This window comes from Streptomyces sp. NPDC002643, assembly GCF_053592555.1.
Genome location: NZ_JBSFVY010000032.1, coordinates 58,760 through 80,371 on the forward strand (window position 1 = coordinate 58,760; position 21,612 = coordinate 80,371).

At 70.1% G+C, this 21,612-nt stretch carries 16 protein-coding genes; 10 read left to right on the forward strand and 6 right to left on the reverse strand.

The genetic code is table 11. The features are described from left to right. Positions 1-52 precede the first annotated feature (52 nt). On the forward strand, positions 53-544 hold the full coding sequence (locus tag ACWD4G_RS35910; RefSeq protein WP_451301115.1) for a hypothetical protein: 492 nt from the start codon (positions 53-55) through the stop codon (positions 542-544). Positions 545-704: 160 nt separating this feature from the next. Here the strand turns inward: ACWD4G_RS35910 and ACWD4G_RS35915 are convergent, their stop codons facing one another. Both ACWD4G_RS35915 and ACWD4G_RS35920 read right to left on the reverse strand, forming a co-directional pair. After that, a complete protein-coding gene (locus tag ACWD4G_RS35915) occupies positions 705-1,469 on the reverse strand; it encodes a bestrophin-like domain (protein ID WP_451301117.1) in 765 nt (254 codons plus the stop codon). A 16-nt stretch (positions 1,470-1,485) separates the two neighbouring features. Beyond that, the gene (locus ACWD4G_RS35920) at positions 1,486-2,091 is read right to left on the reverse strand and encodes a hypothetical protein (protein WP_451301119.1); all 606 of its coding nucleotides are present in this window, start codon (positions 2,089-2,091) and stop codon (positions 1,486-1,488) included. Between the two features lie 283 nt (positions 2,092-2,374). Here ACWD4G_RS35920 and ACWD4G_RS35925 point away from each other — a divergent pair, with 283 nt between their 5' ends. The 3 genes from ACWD4G_RS35925 (at position 2,375) to ACWD4G_RS35935 (ending at position 6,696) form a co-directional block, all read left to right on the forward strand. Then, positions 2,375-3,361: an SCO0930 family lipoprotein gene (locus tag ACWD4G_RS35925; protein ID WP_451301121.1), complete on the forward strand. Its 987-nt coding sequence runs from the start codon at positions 2,375-2,377 to the stop codon at positions 3,359-3,361. A gap of 384 nt (positions 3,362-3,745) precedes the next feature. After that, entirely contained in the window at positions 3,746-4,558 is an 813-nt protein-coding gene (locus ACWD4G_RS35930; protein WP_451301123.1) for an SAM-dependent methyltransferase, read from the forward strand. Next, positions 4,555-6,696 (forward strand): putative bifunctional diguanylate cyclase/phosphodiesterase, encoded by a 2,142-nt coding sequence (locus ACWD4G_RS35935; RefSeq protein ID WP_451301125.1) that lies wholly within the window; start codon positions 4,555-4,557, stop codon positions 6,694-6,696. The genes ACWD4G_RS35930 and ACWD4G_RS35935 overlap by 4 nt, the downstream gene beginning before the upstream one ends. 79 nt (positions 6,697-6,775) lie before the next feature. Here the strand turns inward: ACWD4G_RS35935 and ACWD4G_RS35940 are convergent, their stop codons facing one another. Further along, on the reverse strand, positions 6,776-7,690 hold the full coding sequence (locus tag ACWD4G_RS35940; protein WP_451301127.1) for a LysR family transcriptional regulator: 915 nt from the start codon (positions 7,688-7,690) through the stop codon (positions 6,776-6,778). Positions 7,691-7,814: 124 nt separating this feature from the next. On the opposite strand from ACWD4G_RS35940, the gene ACWD4G_RS35945 reads away from it, so the two are divergent. Beyond that, complete coding sequence (locus ACWD4G_RS35945) at positions 7,815-8,702, forward strand: NAD(P)H-binding protein (RefSeq protein WP_451301129.1); 888 nt, start codon at positions 7,815-7,817, stop codon at positions 8,700-8,702. 88 nt (positions 8,703-8,790) lie between these two features. Here the strand turns inward: ACWD4G_RS35945 and ACWD4G_RS35950 are convergent, their stop codons facing one another. After that, positions 8,791-9,675: a LysR family transcriptional regulator gene (locus ACWD4G_RS35950; RefSeq protein ID WP_451301131.1), complete on the reverse strand. Its 885-nt coding sequence runs from the start codon at positions 9,673-9,675 to the stop codon at positions 8,791-8,793. A gap of 146 nt (positions 9,676-9,821) precedes the next feature. On the opposite strand from ACWD4G_RS35950, the gene ACWD4G_RS35955 reads away from it, so the two are divergent. From ACWD4G_RS35955 to ACWD4G_RS35975, 5 genes are all read left to right on the forward strand, one after another. Continuing rightward, a complete protein-coding gene (locus tag ACWD4G_RS35955) occupies positions 9,822-10,493 on the forward strand; it encodes a succinate dehydrogenase (RefSeq protein ID WP_451301189.1) in 672 nt (223 codons plus the stop codon). Positions 10,494-10,495: 2 nt separating this feature from the next. After that, on the forward strand, positions 10,496-12,442 hold the full coding sequence (locus ACWD4G_RS35960) for a fumarate reductase/succinate dehydrogenase flavoprotein subunit (RefSeq protein ID WP_451301133.1): 1,947 nt from the start codon (positions 10,496-10,498) through the stop codon (positions 12,440-12,442). After that, positions 12,439-13,185 carry a succinate dehydrogenase/fumarate reductase iron-sulfur subunit gene (locus tag ACWD4G_RS35965; RefSeq protein WP_451301135.1) on the forward strand — a complete coding sequence of 249 codons (747 nt, stop codon included), beginning with the start codon at positions 12,439-12,441 and terminating at the stop codon, positions 13,183-13,185. Before ACWD4G_RS35960 ends, ACWD4G_RS35965 begins: the two co-directional genes overlap by 4 nt. 353 nt (positions 13,186-13,538) lie before the next feature. Continuing rightward, positions 13,539-14,309 (forward strand): GNAT family N-acetyltransferase, encoded by a 771-nt coding sequence (locus ACWD4G_RS35970; protein ID WP_451301137.1) that lies wholly within the window; start codon positions 13,539-13,541, stop codon positions 14,307-14,309. A gap of 4 nt (positions 14,310-14,313) precedes the next feature. Next, positions 14,314-15,240: a lysophospholipid acyltransferase family protein gene (locus ACWD4G_RS35975; RefSeq protein WP_451301139.1), complete on the forward strand. Its 927-nt coding sequence runs from the start codon at positions 14,314-14,316 to the stop codon at positions 15,238-15,240. On the opposite strand, the gene ACWD4G_RS35980 is transcribed toward ACWD4G_RS35975, so the two are convergent. Together ACWD4G_RS35980 and ACWD4G_RS35985 are read right to left on the reverse strand one after the other, a co-directional pair. Then, on the reverse strand, positions 15,164-16,165 hold the full coding sequence (locus ACWD4G_RS35980) for an LLM class flavin-dependent oxidoreductase (RefSeq protein ID WP_451301141.1): 1,002 nt from the start codon (positions 16,163-16,165) through the stop codon (positions 15,164-15,166). The two genes, ACWD4G_RS35975 and ACWD4G_RS35980, sit on opposite strands and share 77 nt — an antisense overlap. Positions 16,166-16,330: 165 nt before the next feature. Next, positions 16,331-21,535, reverse strand: coding sequence for a family 43 glycosylhydrolase (locus ACWD4G_RS35985; protein ID WP_451301143.1), 5,205 nt, complete (start codon positions 21,533-21,535; stop codon positions 16,331-16,333). Positions 21,536-21,612 lie beyond the last annotated feature (77 nt).

The following is a 21,612-nucleotide window of genomic DNA, read 5'->3' on the forward strand; positions in this document are numbered from 1 at the left end:
TCTCGCCGATCGACCGGGGACGGGTCCCGGGGCGTCTTCCGCGGAGGATCACATGCGTACATCTCGTGCCCTGGCCGCCTCGGCCGCCGCGGTCGCCCTGGTCGGCCTCGCCGCCCCGACGGCCGCCGCCTGGGACCAGCCGACCTCGGTGACGGCCCAGCCCAACGTCATCGCCGCCGGCGGACAGCTCGTGCTCACCGTCACCGGCGGCGACGCGTGCGCCGCGAGCGGCAGCACGATCAGATCGGATGCCTTCCCCGAGACCCGGCTCAGGTCCATCGACGGCAGGAACGCCACCGCGACGGTGCGGGTCAACTCCAATGCCAGCACCGGGGCGCACCGCGTCATCACTCGTTGCGAGGGCACGGACACGACGTTCCGGGACGTCTTCACCGTCGTCGGCGGTGTGCGCGGCGGTCTCGGCGGCAGCAGCGCCAGCGGGGCCACGCCTACCGACATCGCCATCGGCGGCGGGCTGGTGGCCGCCGCGGCCATCGGCGGTGGCGTGTTCTGGATGCGCCGCCGCGCGGAGAACAGGATCTGAGCCCGCCCCCCTTCGGAGCACGGACCACCCCTCGCACACCCCCACGGCCTTTCGCCCCGGACCCTGACGGGTACCGGGGCGAAAGGCCGTGGCGTCGCGGCCGTGGGGCCGGGCCTGAGGCTTCGTCATCCCCAGGTGTGTGCCGGCCCCGGAGTGCCCGTCACCCCCCGGCCTTCGGGAACATCGCCACGAACGGCTCCGCCGTGGCGCTGAGCCCCCGGCTGTAGGGCGAGTCGAAGTCCCAGACGAGGAACAGCAGGAAGGCGATGAGGGCCGAGAACAGACCGGCCAGGATCAGCTCGCGCGGCGTACGCCGGATCTGCAGGGCGAAGACCATGCCCACGGTCACCACGGCACCGGCGATCAGACCGAACCACACCACGCCGGGCAGGGTCTCGCCCGTGGAGTCGGCGCGGGCGTTGCGCGCGGCGTCGGCGGCGGCCATCTGGTCGAGCAGCGGCTGATAGGCCTGGGCCTCGAAGTCGCTCTTCGGCTCGTAGTCGGTGACGTCCTCACGCACCCGCTGCAGCAGCTTCGAGCCCTTCTCCGTCATCTCGCCCTTGTCGGACATCGCCTTCCACTCGGTGGTCACCACATGGTCGACATAGGTGTCGATGTCGCCGCGGATACGGTCACGGACGTCCGCCGGGTACACCCGCACCCGCTCGTGGATCTCGTGCAGCGCCTGTGCCTCGGCCTGGACGTGGTCCTGGGCGACGCTGCGGGCCTCCCACACTCCGGCGATGGCCAGGCCCAGGACGATGGCGTACACCACGCCGATCATCATGGTGATGTACTCGATGACGTCCGGGGTCTCGGACGGGTCCTCGTCCGCGGACGCGGCGTGGTGCCGCACTGCGGCCACGACGAGGACGACGAGACACGCCGCCCCCATCGCGAGGGTGAGAACAAGCCATTCCGACAAGAGGTTCCTCCAGGGGTCAGCGCGGACGCAGTGCGGCGGCGGCGAACAGCGCGGGCACGGTGACGAGCAGGGCGAGCGAGACCATGGACGGTCCGGAGCGCTTGGCGCGCGGCCGGGCCGAGGCCCGGTACGGCGGATAGCTCACCGGGGTCGGCGACGCCTCGGGGGTCGGTCTCGGCGTGGGTGTGGGCTTGGGCGTGGGCTTCGGGGCCGGGGCGGGCGGCGGCACCTCGGCGACCGGCGGTGGGGCCGGCGGGGGCGGAGGCGGCGGTACCGGGGCGGGCGGCGGTGGCGTCGGCTTCGGTTTCGGGGTGGGCGGGGGGTCGGGAGCGGGATCGGGGCTCGGTGACGGCGGCTTGGGCCTCGGCGGAGGAGTCGGGGTGGGTGACGGCTCCGGCGGGCAGGTCGGGGTGGGTGGGGGAGGCGGTGGCTCCGGTTCGCACGTTTCGGTGCCCCCGATCGCCACGGCGACCGACCCGCCGGCGTCCGGGCCGGTCGAGGCGTACGCGCAGGCATGGGCGACCGCCGTGCCGCTCGGCACACCGGTGAGGAGCCAGGTCAGTGCGAGCAGGGCCGACAGTCGCAGGGCGAGTGCGGATCTGGTCCGCTGGGGTCCTTGCACGTCGGAGATCATCGGTGCTCGCGCGCCCGCGTACGCGAGTGGACGTACAGATTGCTCCAAACGAGGGAAAAGCGGGCCCTGAAGGTTTGAGCGGGAGGGCCTCGTGCTGACCCCGCTTTCGAGTCGATCACGGCTCTCACGAGGGCGCCGCCACGATCGATGTCACAGAGTTCGGAAAGAAATTTCTTCTCCGTTGAACACATCGGCCACCCCCGCCCGTACCTAGGGCCAGCGAGCGGCGCAGTAGGGCGCTGCAACACCCAAGGATTGACGGGGAGTTGGAATGAACACCTCCTGGCGGAGCGCCTCACTCGTAGCCTCAGCCGCGGCTGTCATGGTGCTGGCGACGGCGTGCGGTCAGGAATCGGGGTCCACGTCCTCCCAGAACGTGGGCGCCGCCTCGACCCCGACACTGGGCACCGGCACCATCGCCGGCGTCGGTTCGGTCGGCTCCGGGTCCAGCGCGCAGGGCGGCCAGGCCCAGTCCACCACGGCGGCCTCCGCGGGCCAGCTCACCGTGTGGAACAGCGACGAGTACGGCAAGGTGCTCACCGACAGCGCGGGCCGTACCCTCTACCGCTTCGACAAGGACACCGCCGAGCCGCCGAAGACGACCTGCGAGGGCGACTGCGCCGCCACCTGGCCGCCGGTCCCCGCCTCGGGCGCCACCGCCGCCGAGGGCGTCGACAAGGCCCTGCTCGGCGAGGTCACCCGCCCCGACGGCACCAAGCAGCTGACGGTCGGCGGCTGGCCGCTGTACTACTACGCCAAGGACACCAAGGCCGGCGACATCAAGGGCCAGGCCGTCAACGGCACCTGGTACGCCTCGGCCCCCGACGGCAAGAAGGCCTCCACCAAGGGCGGCTCCGGCGGCACCGAGGAGTCCGGTGGCGGCGAGGCCGTCGAGCAGGCCGGTCTGACCACCCGCAACGACCCGGAACTCGGCGAGATCGTCGTCGACAAGAACGGCATGACCGTCTACCGGTTCATGAAGGACACCCAGTGGCCGATGTCCACCAAGTGCGTCGGCGACTGCCTCGACAAGTGGCCGGTCGTCGCCCCGGTCGACAAGAACGACACCGAGGGCATCCTGCTGAAGGGCTACACGGTCTTCGACCGTCCCGACGGCATCAAGCAGCAGACCATCAACTGCATCCCGCTGTACACCTTCGCCAGCGACAAGGCCCCCGGTGACACCAAGGGCCAGGGTGTGGGCGGTACCTGGTTCGTCATCAACGGCGACGGAGAGCCGATCGGCGCGCAGGAGTAAGGATCACCTTCCCCAGGGTAGATCGCCTCGCCAGTCATACACCACCGGACGCGGAAGGGAGTGGACGAGCAGAAGAGTGCCGGACGCACCACAACAGCGCGGCCGATCCGGACCCGCCCCCTCCGCACCGCACGGAGGGGGCGGGTCACTTGGCGTCCCCGGCGCGTGACCGCACGGGGGGCGCGGCGAACGGCGGGAACGGGCCGGTGGCGTCGCACGGGTGCGAACCCGCATGGTCGGGGCGACGGTTGGGCATGTGCCCACGGCGGCGACGTTGAACGGACGGTCAATTTCCGTTTTTACTCGCTCCGTTGGCGGACGATCAGTAGCCTCGGCTCGAACACCGGATCGCCTGCGCCACCCCCGACGTGTTGGAGACACTGTATGGAGCGCCCCGCCTGGGCTCCCCGGAGCATCGACATCTCGATGCCGTCCGTGGCCCGCATGTACGACTACTACCTGGGCGGATCGCACAACTTCGAGGTCGACCGCGAAGCGGCCCGCAAAGCCATGGAGTTCATGCCGGGCCTGCCCAAGATCATGCAGGCCAACCGGGCCTTCATGCGCCGCGCGGTGCGCCACGCCGTCGACTCGGGCATCACCCAGTTCCTGGACATCGGCTCCGGAATCCCCACCTTCGGAAACGTGCACGAAGTCGCCCAGGAGGCCGGACCCGGCGCACGGGTCGTCTACGTCGACCACGACCCGGTCGCCGTGGCCCACAGCCAGGCCGTTCTCGCCGACAACGCCGACGCCGACGTCGTCGCGGCCGATCTGCGCAAGCCCCGGGACATCCTCACCGACCCCCGGGTCGAGCAGATGATCGACCTGAACCGGCCGGTGGCCCTGCTCCTGGTTGCCATACTGCACTTCGTGGAGGACATGGACGACCCGTACGGAGCGGTGGCCGAGCTGCGCGACGCGCTCGCGCCCGGAAGCATGCTCGTCGTCACACACGCCTCCTACGAGGGCATTCCGCTGTCCCAGGAGCGGGCCGAGGGCGCGGTGGACGTGTACCGGAACATTCGCAATCCGCTGATCATGCGCTCATCCGACGAGATCGCACGGTTCTTCGAGGGGTACGACATGGTGGAACCCGGACTGGTGCCGATGGCGAAGTGGCGGCCCGACACGGCTCCCGAGGACGAGGACCCGTACGCCTTCTCGGGGTTCGCCGGCGTGGGGACCAAAGCGTGAGGGCGGAGCCGGACGGGCCGGAGGACAGACTGCGCCGGTTCGCGACGATCTGGAGCCGAGCGGTCTTCCCCGCCACGTCCACGTCGCTGACCCGCCCCGAGTTCGAGGTACAACTCCTGCCGCTCGCCCGCCGTCTGAGCGAGGCGCTGCGGGCCAGGACGTACGACGCGGCGGAGGGCAGGGCCGTCGGTGCCGCCCTCGTCGACGCGCACTGCACCGAACCCGAGGCCCTCAGCCAGACCCTGGACTGCGTCGACGCCTACCTGGTCCTCTACTGCGGCGGCGACGGCCCCCAGGAGGATCTGCGGGCCCGCGCCGCCCGGCTGCAGTCGGCGATGGCCGCCGGATACGCCGAGGCGCTCAGACAGCGCACCCTCACCGAGCAGGAGGCCATCGCCCGCGCGGCGCTGGAGGCCCAGGGCGCGGTGGCCCGCGCGCTGCACGCCACCGAGGCCCGCTTCCGCGCGGTGTTCGAAGGCGCCGCGATAGGCATCGGCATCGCCGACCTCGACGGCAACGTCCTCCAGGTCAACGGCGCGTTGCAGCGGATGTTCGGCGTCACCGAGCAGGGGATGCGCACCCGCCGTGTGCCCGAGTGGAAACATCCCGAGGACGCGCCCCAGGTGTGGCGCCTCTACGACGAGCTGGTCCGCGGCGAGCGCGAGCACTACCACACCGAGAAGGCGTTCCACCGGCCCGACGGAACGGTCCTGTGGACCAACCTCACGATGTCCCTGCTGCGTGACGCGGACGGCAATCCGCAGTACCAGCTGGCCCTCATGGAGGACACCACCGAGCGCCGGCTGCTCAACCTCCGCCTCCGCTACGAGGCCACGCACGACGCCCTCACCGGACTGCCCAACCGCACCCTGTTCTTCGAGCGCCTGGAGAAGGCCCTCGCGGCGGGCGAGGGCCAGCGTTTCGGACTCTGCTATCTCGACCTCGACGGCTTCAAGACCATCAACGACAGCCTCGGCCACGCGGCCGGTGACCGTCTCCTCGTCGAGGTCGCCGACCGGCTGCAGTCCTGCGCCACCGCCCCCGGCGAGATGGTCGCCCGGCTCGGCGGCGACGAGTTCGTGGCCCTCACCACCGGCACCGACACCGAACGCGAGGTCGACGAACTCGCCGACCGCATCATGAGCGCGCTCGTCACCCCCGTCCGTATCGAGGGCCGGGAACTGCTGGTCCGCGGGAGCATCGGCATCGTCGAGGGCCCGGCGGGCGAGCGCGGCCCGGCGGAGGTGCTGCGCAGCGCCGACATCACGATGTACCGGGCCAAGTCGGCCGGAGGCAACCGCTACGAGGTCGCCGACGCCGAGGCCGACGCCCGCGCCATCACCCGCCATGGACTGACCACCGCGCTGCCGGCCGCGCTGGACCGGGGCGAGTTCTTCATCGAGTACCAGCCGCTGGTCCACCTCGGCGACGGCACCGTGCGCGGCGCCGAGGCCCTGGTCCGCTGGCTGCACCCCCAGCACGGTGTCCTCGGCCCCGACCGGTTCATCCCGCTCGCCGAGCGCACCGGGCTGATCGTGCCGCTCGGCCGCTGGGTCCTGGAGCAGTCGGTGCGCCAGGCCCGCCACTGGCAGGAACGACACGGCGGCACCGGCGCCGGGCCCTTCCGCGTCAACGTCAACCTCTCGCCGTGCCAGCTCACCCATCCCGGTCTGGTCCAGGACACGGTGGACATCCTGGAGCGGGAGGGACTGGACCCGGACGCCCTCTGTCTGGAAGTGACCGAGTCCGCGCTGATCGGCGCCGACGACGATCTGCTCAAACCTTTGCGCAGACTCTCCGAGATGGGCGTCGACATCGCCCTCGACGACTTCGGCACCGGCTACTCCAACCTCGCCAATCTGCGCCGACTGCCGGTCCGCGTACTGAAGTTGGACCGGTCCTTCACTCAGAGCATGCAGCGGTTCCCGGCCGACCCCGTCGACCTGAAGATCGTCGAGGGGATCGTCTCCCTCGCCCACGGCCTCGATCTCACGGTCACCGTGGAGGGCGTCGAAACGGGCGCCCAGGCCGAGCAGTTGAGAGTGTTGGGCTGCGACACCGCCCAGGGCTGGTACTACGCCCGCCCGGGGCCACCGGAGCGACTGCACCAGTTGGCGCTGGTGGACGCGACGGGCTGAGTTCGGCGGGAGCGCCCACCGGTCCTGAGCACGGCCGGAGCGCTCGACGGTCCTGAGTACGGCCGGAGCGCTCGACGGGTCAGCCCGTCGCGCGCTCCCGGTGTTCCTCCGCCACCGCAACGGCCGCGCGGACCAGGGCCGCGACCGCCCGGGAGCGGGACTGCTGGGGCCAGACGACCGTCAGCGTCGCGGGCGGGGCGTCCACGACCGGGCGGTACACCACGCCGGGGCGGGGGTAGCGCACCGCGACCGACGCCGGGAACAGGGGGATCACCTCGCCCAGGCCGACGAGGGTGAGGAGTTGGGCGAGGTCCTTGCCCCGGTCGCGGGTCCGCTCGATGTGCCGGTGCGCCTCGCCGGGGCTCAGCCCCAGGTCGTCCAGGGACAGCCGGGAGCGGCCCGCCAGCCGATGGCCGGCCGCGAGGGCCGCGACGCGCTCCTCCACGACCAGCGGTTCCGCGTCGAGGCCGGTCCGGTCGTACGGCTCGTGGACGAGGGCGACATCGGCCTCGCCGCGGCGTAGCAGGAGGGGTTGTTCCTGCCAGGCGCAGAGCCGGACGGCGACCGGCACCGCCGCCTCGGCCGCCGTGTGTCGCGCCTCGGCCGCGTACCGTGCCTCGGTCGTGCGCCCTGTCCCGGCCGCAGACCGCGTCTCGGTCGCGTATCGCGTGAGGATCGGCTCCAACAGGCCCGCGTCGCCGTCCGCCTTCACCGCCAGGACCAGCTTCGGGTCGGCCGCCGCCCGTCGGGCCCGCACCACGGCGGCGTCCAGCGCGTCCAGGGCGAACCGGGCCTCCGTCAGCAGGGCCTCGCCCGCCGGGGTGAGCGTCACGCTGTGGGTGGTCCGCTCGAAGAGGGTCGCCCCCAACTCCGACTCCAGCCGTTGGATCGTCCGGGACAGCGGCGGGGTCGAGATGCCCAGCCGCTCGGCGGCGCGGGTGAAGTTCAGCTCCTCCGCTACGGCGACGAAACAACGTAAGGGACGGGACTCCACGGCGTGCCCTCCGATCGGTGTTGCGCTGAGGGTAACAAGCGTGATCCGGGCGGACCTTCAGTCCGGCGGCGAAGGGCTGCAGGCTCGACGGTGTTCACAACACCCTTTGTTCCAGGAGCAGTTCATGATCGTGGTCACCACTCCCACCGGGCAGATCGGACGTGAGGTCGTCGCCCGTCTTCTCGATGAGCCAAAGGCCCCTCCGGTGCGGGTGATCGCCCGGGACCCCGCGAGGCTCGCGCCCGAGGTGCGCGACCGGGTGGAGGCCGTCCCCGGGTCGCATGCCGACCCCGCCGTGCTGAAGGAGGCGTGCGAGGGCGCCGGCCGGGTGTTCTGGCTGGTCCCGCCGGACCCGACTGCCGAGAGCGCCGAGACGTACTTCCAGGGCTTCACCGCGTCGCTGTGCGAGGTCGTCGAGGCGCGCGGCCCGCTGCGGGTGGTCGGCGTCTCCACCCTGGGCCGGGGGATCGCACGCGACGCCGGGATGATCTCCGCCGGCCTCGCCGCGGACGACCGGATCGCGGCCACGGGCGTCCCCTACCGGGCGCTGTGCCCGCCCGCCCTGATGGAGAACACGCTCCGCCAACTGCCCGCCGTCCGCGACACGGGTGTGTTCGCCACCCCGTATGTGCTGGACCGGGTCATACGGCTCTGCGCCACGCGCGACATCGGCGCCGAGGCCGCCCGGCTGCTGCTCGACGACTCCTGGACCGGGCAGGCGGATGTGCCGATCATCAGCCCGGACGCCCTCACCCCCGAGGGCATGGCCGATGTCCTCGCCGAGGTGCTCGGCAGGCCCGTACGCGCCGAGTTCGTCCCTGTCGACCGGCTGCGGGAGGGCCTGCTGCTCTCCGGCGCGACCGAAGGATGGGTGGACGAGTACGTCGACATGGTGACCGCCCAGAACGACCAGGGCTTCTACGGCGCCGACCAACTGCCGACCCCCGGCCTCGCGCCCACCACGTTCCGCCGCTGGTGCGAGGAGGTACTCAGGCCGGCCGCCGAGGGCTGACCGGCGCTTGAAGGCCACCTGACCGCCGGGTGCCGCCCGACCGCCGGGCGCCCCCCGCCCGACGTCCCCCCGCCACCGACCAGTCGGCTCACCGCTCCACCAACATCCGCTGCAACTCCCTCGCGGCCCGAGGTGGAGCCACGTCGCTGCGGTGGGCCAGGGCGATGGTGCGGTGGAGGCCGGGGCGGGCCAGCGGGGTGACGCGCAGGCCGCGGCCGGTGCGGGCGGCGACCATGCGGGGGACCACGGCGACGCCCAGGCCCGCCCGTACAAAGCCCAGGACCGCGTCCATCTCGCCGCCCTCCACCGCGAAGTCCGGCTCGAACCCTGCGGAGCGGCAGGCGGCGACGGTGAGTTCGCGCAGGTCGTAGCCGTGCCGGAACATCACCAGGCGCTCGCCCTCCAGGTCGGCGACGCGGACGGTACGGCGGCCGTTGCCGGGATGGGGCGCGTCCGGGGAGGAGACCACCACCAGGTCCTCGCGCAGCAGCTCGACCGTGGTGAGGGCGGGGGAGGGGGTGGGGAGGGGGAGGACGACCAGGGCCAGGTCGAGGGCGCCACGGGCGAGCTGGCGTACGAGGTCGTGGGAGCCGCCCTCCTCGATCAGCAGCTTGATGCCGGGATAGCGGTCGTGGAAGGCCCGCAGGACATCGGGGAGCAGACCGGTGCACAGGCTCGGGGTCGCGCCCAGCCGCACCCGGCCCCGGCGCAGCTGCACCAGCTCCTGGACCTCGTACCGGGCGGTGTCCGTGTCGGCCAGGATGCGGCGGGCCAGCGGCAGCAGTGCCTCGCCGGCGTCGGTGAGGGTGATGTTGCCGCGCGCCCGCAGGAACAGATCCGCCCCCAACTCCCGCTCCAGCGCCTTGATCTGCTGCGACAGCGAGGGCTGGGCCACATGCACCCGCTCGGCGGCGCGGGTGAAGTGCCTGGTCTCGGCCACCGCGACGAAGTACTGGAGCTGCTGGAACTGCATCCCTCCACGATAGGACGATAGTTTCCCGCTATCGAATCCAGCTGTTTCATGTCTTGGACCGATGGGGTGGGTCGGTCCTAGCGTCTTGTTCCATGGCTCTGGCAACGCGGACGGAACGCGCGGAACGGGCGGAACGAAAACCGTCCATGGCGCGCTCGGTGTGGGACAGCTCCCTCGGCAAGAAGACGGTCATGGCCGTCAGCGGTCTGATCATGCTGGGCTATCTGGTCGTCCATATGCTCGGCAACCTCAAGATCTTCTTCGGCTCGGACGAGTTCAACGGCTACGCCCACTGGCTGCGCACCCTCGGCGAGCCCTTCCTGCACTACGAGTGGGCGCTGTGGATCATCCGCGTCGTCCTCGTGGCCGCGGTCGTCGCCCACGCCACCGCCGCCTATCAGCTCAGCCGCCGCGACATCAAGGCCCGGCCCACCAAGTACGTCCACAAGAAGCCGCGCGCCAGCTACGCGACCCGCACCATGCGGTGGGGCGGCGTCATCCTCGGCCTGTTCATCGTCTGGCACATCCTCGACCTGACCACCGGCACCGTCCACCCGAACGGCTTCCAGTCCGGCCATCCGTACCAGAACGTCATCGACACCTTCTCCACCTGGTACGGCAACGCCATCTACCTCGTCGCGATGCTCGCGCTCGGTCTGCACATCCGGCACGGCTTCTGGAGCGCGGCCCAGACCCTCGGCGCCGGCAGCCGCACCCGCGACCGAGCCCTGAAGACCACCGCGAACGTCCTCGCGTTCGTCCTGACCGTGGGCTTCATCTCCGTACCCGTCGCCGTCATGACCGGAGTGGTGAGCTGACGATGACCTACACCGACTACACGACCGGCGAACCCGTCGTCGACGGCAAGGCGCCGGGGGGCCCGATCAACGAGCGCTGGGACACCCGCCGCTTCGAGGCCAAGCTGGTCAACCCCGCCAACCGCCGCAAGCACACCGTGATCGTCGTCGGCACCGGCCTCGCCGGCGGCTCCGCCGGCGCCACGCTCGCCGAACAGGGCTACCACGTCGTCCAGTTCTGCTACCAGGACTCACCGCGCCGCGCCCACTCCATCGCCGCGCAGGGCGGCATCAACGCCGCGAAGAACTACCGCAACGACGGGGATTCCGTCCATCGGTTGTTCTACGACACCGTCAAGGGCGGTGACTTCCGGGCGCGGGAGTCGAACGTCCATCGGCTCGCGCAGATCTCGGTCGAGATCATCGACCAGTGCGTCGCGCAAGGCGTGCCGTTCGCACGGGAATACGGCGGGCTCCTGGACACCCGGTCGTTCGGCGGCGTGCAGGTGTCGCGGACGTTCTACGCCCGGGGCCAGACGGGTCAGCAACTGCTGCTGGGCGCCTACCAGGCCCTGAGCAGGCAGATCGCCGCCGGGAACGTGGAGATGCATCCGCGCACCGAGATGCTCGACCTGATCGTCGTCGACGGGCGGGCACGCGGGATCGTGGCCAGGGACCTGATCACCGGCAGGATCGACACCTACTTCGCGGACGCCGTGGTCCTGGCGAGCGGCGGCTACGGCAACGTCTTCTATCTGTCGACCAACGCCATGAACTCCAACGCCACGGCCGTATGGCGGGCGCATCGGCGGGGCGCGCTGTTCGCGAACCCGTGCTTCACCCAGATCCACCCCACCTGCATCCCGCGCACCGGCGACCACCAGTCCAAGCTGACGCTGATGAGCGAGTCGCTGCGCAACGACGGCCGTATCTGGGTGCCGAAGGCAAAGGGCGACACCCGGCCCGCGAACAAGATCCCCGAGGACGAGCGCGACTACTACCTGGAGCGCATCTATCCGTCCTTCGGCAACCTGGTCCCGCGCGACATCGCCTCCCGCGCCGCGAAGAACGTCTGCGACGAGGGGCGGGGCGTCGGACCCGGCGGGCAGGGCGTGTACCTGGACTTCGCCGACGCCATCAAACGCATGGGACGGAAAGCCGTCGAGGCCAAGTACGGCAACCTCTTCGACATGTACCAGCGGATCACCGACGAAGATCCGTACGAGGTGCCGATGCGGATCTACCCCGCCGTGCACTACACGATGGGCGGGCTGTGGGTCGACTACGACCTCCAGACCACCGTCCCCGGCCTGTTCGCGATCGGCGAGGCCAACTTCTCCGACCACGGCGCCAACCGGCTCGGCGCCTCCGCGCTGATGCAGGGCCTCGCCGACGGCTACTTCGTCCTCCCGGCCACCATCAACGACTACCTCGCCCGGCACCCCAGGCAGGACGAGATCGGCCGCGAACACCCCGCCGTGCAGGAGGCGTTGGCCGAGACCGAGGACCGGATCAATCTGCTCCTCGCCGTCGACGGCGACCGCACGCCCGACTCCTTCCACCGCGAGGTCGGCGAGCTGATGTGGGAGTTCTGCGGCATGGCGCGCACCGATGCCGGGCTGCGCAAGGCGCTGGAGCGGATTCCGCAGATCCGTGAGGAGTTCTGGCGGCGCATCAAGGTGCCGGGGACCGGCGAGGAGTTCAACCAGTCCCTGGAGAAGGCCAACCGGATCGTCGACTATCTGGAGCTGGCCGAGCTGATGTGCCTCGACGCACTCCACCGCGCCGAGTCCTGCGGCGGGCACTTCCGCGAGGAGTCCCAGACGGCGGACGGCGAGGCCGAGCGCCGCGACGAGGAGTTCTCGTACGCCGCCGCCTGGGAGTTCACAAGTACGGGCTCTGCTCCCGTCCTGCACAAGGAAGACCTCGTCTTCGAGTACGTCCACCCCACCCAGCGGAGCTACGCATGAGGCTCACCCTGCGCGTCTGGCGGCAACGCAACGCCGACGCCGACGGCGCCATGTCCACGTACGAGGTGGACGACATCTCGCCCGACATGTCCTTCCTGGAGATGCTCGACACGCTCAACGAGGACCTCATCCTGCGAGGCGAGGACCCCGTCGCCTTCGACCACGACTGCCGGGAGGGCATCTGCGGGGCCTGCTCGCTGGTCATCAACGGCGATGCGCACGGGCCGGAGCGGACGACCACCTGTCAGCTGCACATGCGGTCCTTCTCGGACGGCGACACGATCGATGTGGAGCCGTGGAGGGCGTCGGCGTTCCCGGTGGTAAAGGATCTGGTCGTCGACCGGTCCGCGTTCGACCGGATCATTCAGGCCGGTGGGTACATCACGGCGCCGACGGGGGCCGCGCCGGAGGCGCATGCGACGGCTGTGCCGAAGCGGGACGCGGACCTCGCGTTCGAGCACGCGGAGTGTATTGGGTGCGGGGCGTGTGTGGCCGCTTGTCCCAACGGGGCGGCGATGTTGTTCACGTCGGCCAAGGTCAATCACTTGAACGTGTTGCCTCAGGGGGCGCCCGAGAGGGAGACGCGGGTGTTGGACATGGTCGAGCGGATGGACGAGGAAGGGTTCGGGGGGTGCACGTTGACGGGGGAGTGCGCTACCGCTTGCCCGAAGGGCATTCCATTGGTGTCCATTACGAATATGAACAAAGAGTGGCTGCGGGCTGTTCGGAAGAATAAGCGGTAGCGCCGTAGGGGTGCCTGTTGTTTCCGGGGCGCGGGTTGATCGTGGTTGCTCGCGCCCACGCGGCGCAGCCGCATATGTCACAGCCCCGCGCCCCTTTCGGGGCGCTGCAGTGGAAGCCAGCTGAAAAATAATAGACGTTCGCCGAAACGTGCGGACGAGCGGGGTCGGGAGTGGTGCTCAAATCCCGGCCCCGTTTCGCTTTTAGGCGATCCTGGCATTCAGCATTCCCACATCCGCTCTCCGCGCGGTGGTCACCCGGTTGTCAGCCGGCGTCGGAAAAAAAGGGTCGGCGGATCGCACGTCCCCAGGTCCGCCCCTGATGCCGCCGAGTCGGCCCGTGACCAGGAGATGCCATGACCGCCTCCACGCTCGACAGCCCGCCGCAGCCCGTCGCCCCCACCCGCTACACCGTCACCCTCGCCCGCAGCGAGGAGGACGTCCGTGCCGCGCAGCGGCTGCGGCACGATGTGTTCGCCGGTGAGATGGGCGCCCTGCTGGCGTCGCCGCAGCCGGGGCTTGACGTCGACTCCTTCGACGCCTACTGCGACCACCTGCTCGTCCGGGACACGCTCACCGGACAGGTCGTCGGCACCTACCGGCTGCTGCCGCCCGAGCGCGCCGCGGTCGCCGGACGGCTGTACTCGGAGGGCGAGTTCGACCTCGGCCCCCTCGACGCGCTCCGCCCCTCGATGGTGGAGGTCGGCCGCTCCTGCGTCCACCCCGACCACCGCGACGGCACCGTCATCAGCCTGATCTGGGCCGGCATCGCCCGCTACATGGTCCAGGGCGGCCACGAGTGGCTCACCGGCTGCTGCTCCATCCCGCTCGCCGACGGCGGCACCCTCGCCGCCGCCACCTGGGACCGCGTACGCGCCAAGAACCTCGCCCCGGAGGAGTACCGGGTACGCCCGCTGCTGCCCTGGCTGCCGAAGGGCGACGCCCCCGAGGGCCGTACCGAACTCCCGCCGCTGCTGCGCGGATACCTCCGCCTCGGCGCCTGGGTCTGCGGCGAGCCCGCGCACGACCCGGACTTCGGCGTCGCCGACATGTATGTGCTGCTGTCGATGCGCCGGGTCAACCCGCGCTATCTGCGGCACTTCCTCTCGCTCGTACCGGCGGCCTGAACCGATGAGCGCCTGGCTGCCCAGCGCGCCGTGCACCCCGCAGTCCTGCGTGGAGACCAGGGCGTCCCTCGCCGCCGCTCCCCGCGCGGTGCTGCGGCTGGCCACCGTGGTCACCCTGATCGTCGCCGGGCTCCTGCTCAGCGTCCTCTGGCGCGGCATCCCGGCGGAGGCGGTCAGGCGCTGGAGCCGGTGGATCGCGCGGGCCGCCGGAGTCCGCGTACGGATCTCCGGTGAGGCCGCGCCCACCGGCGGGCTGCTGCTCGTCGCCAACCACGTCTCCTGGCTGGACATCCCCCTGCTCGCCGCCGTACGCCCGGCCCGGATGCTCGCCAAGGCGGAGATCCGCCAGTGGCCCGTGGCCGGCCGGCTGACCGCCCACAGCGGGGCCCTGTTCATCGACCGCGACCGCATCCGCACCCTGCCCGACATGGTCGCCCGTATCGCCGACGCCCTGCGCGAGGGCGCCGCCGTCACCGTCTTCCCCGAGGGCAGCACCTGGTGCGGCCGCGCCCAGGGCCACTTCCGGCGGGCCGCCTTCCAGGCCGCCCTCGACGCGAACGTCCCCGTACAGCCCGTCCGCGTCCGCTACCGCCTCCTCGACGGCGGCGGGACCAGCACCACACCCGCCTTCATCGGCGACGACTCCCTGCTCGGCTCGGTGTGGCGGGTGGTCACGGCACGCGGCCTCGTGGCCGAGGTCGAGCTACGCCCCGCCCTCGCACCGGGCAGCGCACCCGACCGGAAAACCCTGGCCAAGGCCGCCGAGGCAGGCGTGACCGACGCCCTCGACCTGGTCCCGCGTACGGCTCCCGGACACACCGGCCCCCACCGGGGTGCGTGCGCCCCGGTCGGGATCAGCCGAGGCCGGCGACTCGTGCCAGTCGTGCGTAGGAGTCCAGCAGTGCCGCTCGGTCGTACGTACTCGTCGTGACCAGGACCTCCTGGGCACCCGTCTCCTTGACCACCGACTCCAGCTCGTACGCCACCCGCTCCTCGGTGCCGTACACCTGCCCCACGAGCCCGCCCTCATAGAACCCGCGCTCCCTGTCCGACATCACCCGCCGCTCGACCTCCTCGGCAGGGGAGAGCGGCGGGAAGGTGCCGTGCGTACGCGAGTACGCCATGGCCCAGGCTTCGGGGAGAAGGACGCGACGGGCCGACTCCGGCGTACCGGCGACCGCGACCGTCCCGGAGATGACCACATACGGCTCCTCGGCCCAGGGGGAGGGGCGGAACTCGGCGCGATAGCGGTCGATGCCCCGCCGCATCTTCTCCCGGTTCCGGAGATCCCCGATCACCATGGGCAGCCCGGCCCGCGCGGCGACGCCCGCGCCCTCACCCATGGCGAGGACGAACGGGGGTACGGCGAGCCCTTCGGGCGGCCGTGCGTGCACCCCGGTGGGCGAGGTCCCCCGGAACCACCCGAGCAGTTCGTCGAGCTGCCCCGCGAAGTCATCGGCATCGTCCTTGCCCCGCCCCAGCGCCCTGCGCACCCCGTCCGTGAACCCGACGGACCGCCCGAGCCCCATGTCGATCCGCCCGGGAAAGAGGGCTTCGAGAACCCCGAACTGCTCGGCGACGACCAGGGGACGGTGGTTCGGCAGCATGACACCGCCGGTGCCGACATGGATGCGACGAGTGGCCGCGGCAACGGCAGCGGCCAGCACGGTGGGCGCGGAACCGGCAACACCGGGCACCCCATGATGCTCGGCCACCCAGAACCGGTGATAGCCGAGTTCCTCGACAGCTTGGGCCAGCCGCACGGTGTCGCGGAGGGCTTCGGCCGCATCATGCCCTTCTCGGACACGGGACCGATCGAGCACGGAAAACCGAACAGAGGCAAGAACTGGGGTCACAAAGTGTTCAACACCTGGGAACGGTGAGGATTCCCACAGGCCGGGGCCCGGGTTACCTCAAGGGGCGCGGGGCTGTATCGATCTGCGGCTCCGCCGCGTGGGCGCGACAAGCCACAACGGGCCCGCAGACGCTCTACGGACCCGTCGTGGCTCTCTCATGCGGAACTAGCGGCGAGAGTTAACCACCGTTATCCCGGAGGTAGAGGCGGCCTCCAAGTTGTCGTACACCACCTCACCCCCACTCACCTTCCAGATCTTGACCTGGACGGAGTCCGGCCCATCCGTCGCGGTGATCCGGAACGCATACCCGCTCTTGCCGTTCACCGTGCCCGACCCCTGGTACACCGCCGTGGACCCGGTGACGACCAGCCAATCGGACCCGGTGGAACGGAACTTCAGCTTCCGCCCGAGGTCGAACTCGGCCTTCCCGGTGGGCGTCGCGCTGAACCAGATGTACTTGGCGTTGAAGGAGAAGACCGCCTTGCCGGTCAGGGTCGGCTCCGCCGGGTACGCCCCGGCCGGGGAGGTGAACCTGCCGTCGCCGGCGACCGGTCCGGCCTCCCGGTCGTAGACGATCAGCTCGCCGAGGGTCCGGCTGTCGGACGCCCCGTCGTCGTCGGTGACCGTGACGACCGGCGTGTGGATGCCGGCTTTCTTGTACACGTGCTCGGCGCGGCAGCCGGTGGCGGTGAGCTTGCCGGTGGTGGGCTGGGTGCCGTCCTTCCAGTCGACCTGGCAGGTGAGGGTGTCACCGGCGCCCGGGTCGGTGAACGCGGCGGTGATCACGGCCGGCTTGCCGACCGACACCGGGGACTTCGGCCCGGCCGCCGAGGTGATCGAAGGCGCCACGTTGGTGACCTTCACGGTGGCCGTGTCGCTGCTGCGGCCGCCGGTCAGGGTGACCGTGTAGCTGCCGTTGTCCTCGCAGGTGACCGTGGTCTTCGCGGAAGCGGCGTCCGCGAAGGCGCACGGCGCGCCCTCCTCGACCGTCCACTTGGGGCTGCCCGCCCCGGAGACCGTGCCGTTCAGCTCGATCGCGTCGCCCTCCTTGCCCTCGGCGTCCTGGCCGGCGCGGGCGATGGTGACGGGGTCGATGCTGCCGAGGGTCGGGACGACCTTCTTGAGCAGGCCGTCGGCGTCGAACTCCAGCTTGTCGATGGTGGTTTCGCGGTGGGTGCCGTCTCCGCCGGGGATGGCGAAGCGATGGTAGACGATGTACCAGTCGTCGGTGTTCGGGACATGGACCACCGAGTGGTGGCCGGGGCCCTTGATACCGAGGGAGAGGTCCTTCTCCAGGATCACGCCCTGCTTGGTCCAGGGGCCGGTGGGCGAGGCGCCGGTGGCGTAGGCGACCCGGTAGTTCTCGTCACGTGTGTCGTTCTCCGACCACATGAAGTAGTAGGTGCCCTTGCGCTTGATGACGAAGGTGCCCTCGTTGTAGCCGCTCGGCGTGATGTTGGTGACCTTCGAGGCGTCGAAGGAGACCATGTCGTCGTTGAGCGGGACCACGTAGGCGCGGCCGTTGCCCCAGTACAGGTACGACGTGCCGTCGTCGTCCGTGAAGACCGCCGGGTCGATCATCTGGCCCGTGTAGGCACCGGCCTTCAGCAGCGGCTTGCCCAGGGCGTCCGTGAACGGGCCGGTGGGCGAGTCGGAGACGGCGACACCGATGTTGGCGTCGGCGCAGAAGTAGAAGTAGTACTTGCCGTTCCGCTCCTCGATGGCCGGAGCCCAGGCACGGCTGTCCGCCCAGGAGACATCCGGACCGAGGTCCAGGATGACGCCGTGGTCGGTCCAGTGGACCAGGTCCTTGGAGGAGTAGGCCTTGAACTGCGTACCGCTCCAGCCCGCGAAGCCGTCGGTGGTCGGGTAGATGTAGAAGGTGTCGCCGAAGCGGACCACGTTCGGGTCGGCGTTGAGACCGGGCAGGACCGGGCTCTTCATGACGACCGCCGAGACCGTCCAGGTGCGCTTCTTCCCGTCGGAGCCCGTGACCTCGTACGTCACCGGCTCGCTGAAGTCGCGCAGGGTGCCGGAGGCGGGGCTGATGCTCGCGCCGTGGGCCAGGGTGAACTCCGGTGCCAGGGCGGTGACATCACTGCCCTCGGTCAGCGGCAGGACGATCTTGCTGTCCTTGTCGTTGACGATGGCGTCGACCTTGAGCGCCGGGTGGGTCGCCGCGGCGATCCCGGTGGTGTTGCCGGCGAGCTCCAGGACCTCGGCGGGCGTCAGGGCCCGGTTGTAGATGCGGAAGTCGTCGACCTCGCCGCCGAAGTACGGGTCCGGGGAGTACAGGGACTTGCCGATGTAACCGGAGTAGTCCTTGGCGGAGTCGTACAGCTCGGACGGCTTGACGGTGACACCGCTGACGCGGGCCGCCTCGGCGCCGTCCACGTAGAGGACGGCCGTCTCGGTCGCGCCGTCGAGGGTGACGGTGAGGTGCTTCCACTCGCCCTGGGTGAGCTGCGAGCCGCCGATCATCTGCTTCTCACCGGACCACGTGGCCTTGGTGATCGCGGAGAAGAGCTTGCCGCCGCCGTTGGACGGGGTGGCGAAGAGGTACTTGTTGCTGTCGGGGCCGAGCCCGAACAGCCACTGGAAGTTGTCGCCGCCCTTCCACTTGACGTACGTGGAGACGGTGACGCTGCTCGTGTCCTTCAGCACTCCATTGGGGATCTTGACGTACGGCGAGCTGGAGCTGCTGTTGCCGCCGGACATCTTGAACGAGCCGCCGTCCACACCGGTCCCGAACTCGGGCGTACGGACGTACGTGCCGTGGTAGCCGTGGCCGCTGGAGTCACGGGCGATGCTGCCGCCGGTCTCGTCGAAGTCGTAGTGCAGGACCAGATCGGCCGGGACGTCCGGGCCTTCCTCGGAGACCGTGACCTCGGCGCTGACCTCGATCGCCGAGTCGCCCGCGAGGTCGCCCTTCACCGTGAAGGTGCCGGCCTGCGCGTACCGCGACTCGGCCACGTCCTCCCAGGTGACGGCGACGGGCCGCTTCACACCGTCCCCGGACTCGGCGATGACGGTGGCCGGCAGGACCGGGGCCTCACCGATGCCGGTCTCGACCTTGACGTCCTCGACGCCGGTGATGATCTGGTCCGGCTGGTAGGTCTGGAGCAGCCGGTCGTACTCGGCCTGGGTGACGGGCAGTACGGTGCCGTGGCGCGGCTTGGACGGGAGGTCGTAGGACGAGGCGGGGGTCCAGACGCCGCCGGCGAGGTCGGTGGTCTCGAAGGGGATGTAGCCGCGTCCGCCGAACTCGTCGAGGAACGCGTACCACTTCTCCTCGGTGTTCGACTTGAACACCAGCGGGCCCTCGGCCGCGCTCATCTCGCCCTTGCCGATGCCCTCGGCGACCGCGTCCCACGACAGGTTCAGCAGCGAGTCGCTCTTCTCCTCGAAGATGAACTTGCTGTTCGGGGTGGAGGAGGTGTTGTTCCGCTCGTCCTTGGAGAGACGGAAGTACGTGCCGTCGTGCTGGATGACGGTGGAGTCGATCACCGAGTAGCCGCGGTCGACCCACACCTTGGGCTCGCTGAAGGTGTAGAAGTCGCGGGTCGTGGCGTACATCATGCGGTTGTACGTGTCGCCGGTGTGCGCCTCGTTGTCGTACAGCTTCGACGCCCAGAAGACCACGTACTCGCCGAGCTTCTCGTCGTAGTACGCCTCGGGGGCCCAGGTGTTGCCGGCCGAGTCCGGGGAGACCTTGACCAGGCGCTGGTTGGTCCAGTTCACCAGGTTGGTGGACTCCCAGACCATGATGGACTTGCTGCCGGAGCGCTGTGAGGCGTCCCAGTCGCCGTTGCCGTAGATCCTCAGGTCGGTGGCGATCTGGTAGAACTTGTCGCCCTCGGGGGAGCGGATGATGAACGGGTCGCGCAGACCCTTCTCGCCGAGCGTGGAGGTCAGAACGGGCTTGCCGTCGTTCAACTCACGCCACTTCAGCGGGTCGTTGCCCTTGCTGAGCGCGAAGTAGAGCTGCTCGCCGTCCGAGGTGCCCTCGCCGGTGAAGTAGCTGAACATATAGCCCTTGAGGGCTTCCTTCTTCGGCAGCTCCGGCACCCTCGCGGTGAAGACGCGGGTCGTCTTCGCGTCGTTCTTGGTGACGGTCGCGGTCAGCTCGACGGTCGTCGCGCCGTCGCCGTTCGCGGGACGGTGGACGATGCCGTCGTCGGTGATGACGTCGGTGTTCGCGGAGGACCAGGTCACCTTCGTACCGAGGTCGCCGGTCGCCGGGAGCGTCAGATTGCCGCGTACGTCGTCGAGGTTGTGCACGCTCAGGGCCTCGGCGGCCTGCTTGACGGCGGTGGTGTCGTCGGCGGCGGGCAGGACCGTGACCTCGAAGGACTTGGTGTCCGTCACGGAACCCTTCTTCAGGGTCGCCGTGAGGGTGGCGTGGCCGTCCGGCTCACCGGCGGCGGGACGCGTCACCACGCCGGAGTCCGAGACGACGGAGGTGTCGCTGCTCTTCCAGGTGAGGGAGGACCCGCCGGCCGTACCGGTCTTCGGCAGGGTCAGGTCGGCGGTCACCGCACTCGTGTCACCGAGGGTGAGGGCGGCCTTGTCGTCGGCGACGCCCTGGGTGGCCACGGGGAGGGAGAGCGTCTCGACCTCGGTGCCGGTGAGGGCGCGGTTGTAGACCCGGAAGTCACGGATCTTGCCCTTGAAGAGCTTGTCGCTGGTGTAGACCGACTTGCCTATGTAGTTGGCGGTGGTCGTGCCCGAGCCGATCGAGCCGGGGGTGATGGTGACCGCCGTATTGCGGCCGACCTCCACACCGTCCTCGTACAGAACCGCCGTGTTGCCGGTCTGCGTGTACGTGAGCTGCTTCCACACCGAGCGGGTCAGGTTGTGGGAGTCGGCGGGGCGGGTGTTCTGCTCGGTCGACCAGTTGCCGGACGCGATGGCCGTGCGCAGCGAGTTGCCGGTGGTGAAGAGATAGCCGTTGCCCGCGCCGCTGCTGGTGTTGCCGAAGCCGTAGATGAAGTACGGGGTGGTCTGCGACTCGTCCATCAGTACGTCCATGGAGACGCTGATCGAGTCCATGCCCTTCATGACGTCGTTCGGCACCTTGACGTAGGTGTCCGAACCGTTGAAGGCGAGGCCCTGACCGTTGCCCGTCCAGCCGGCGGTGCCGTTCACCGTGCCGTCGCGGCCGTTGCCGGAAGCGTCGGTGACGGTGGTGCCGGACGTGGCGTCGAGCTTGTACCAGAGAGCCAGACCGTCGGTGATGTCGGCGCTGTCCGCCGCGAGGGCGGGTGCGCTCGGCCCGGCCAGGCCCAGAAGCAGTGACGCGGCGGTCAGACCGGCGAACGGCCCCGCCCAGCGTCTCGCGCGGCCGCGCAGGCGTGCGATGTACGTCATATGGAGTTTCCCTGCTGAGAGCACGACTGATGAAGGGAGTGACAAGAAGAGGGGCGGCGAGAACGGCAACGGGAACG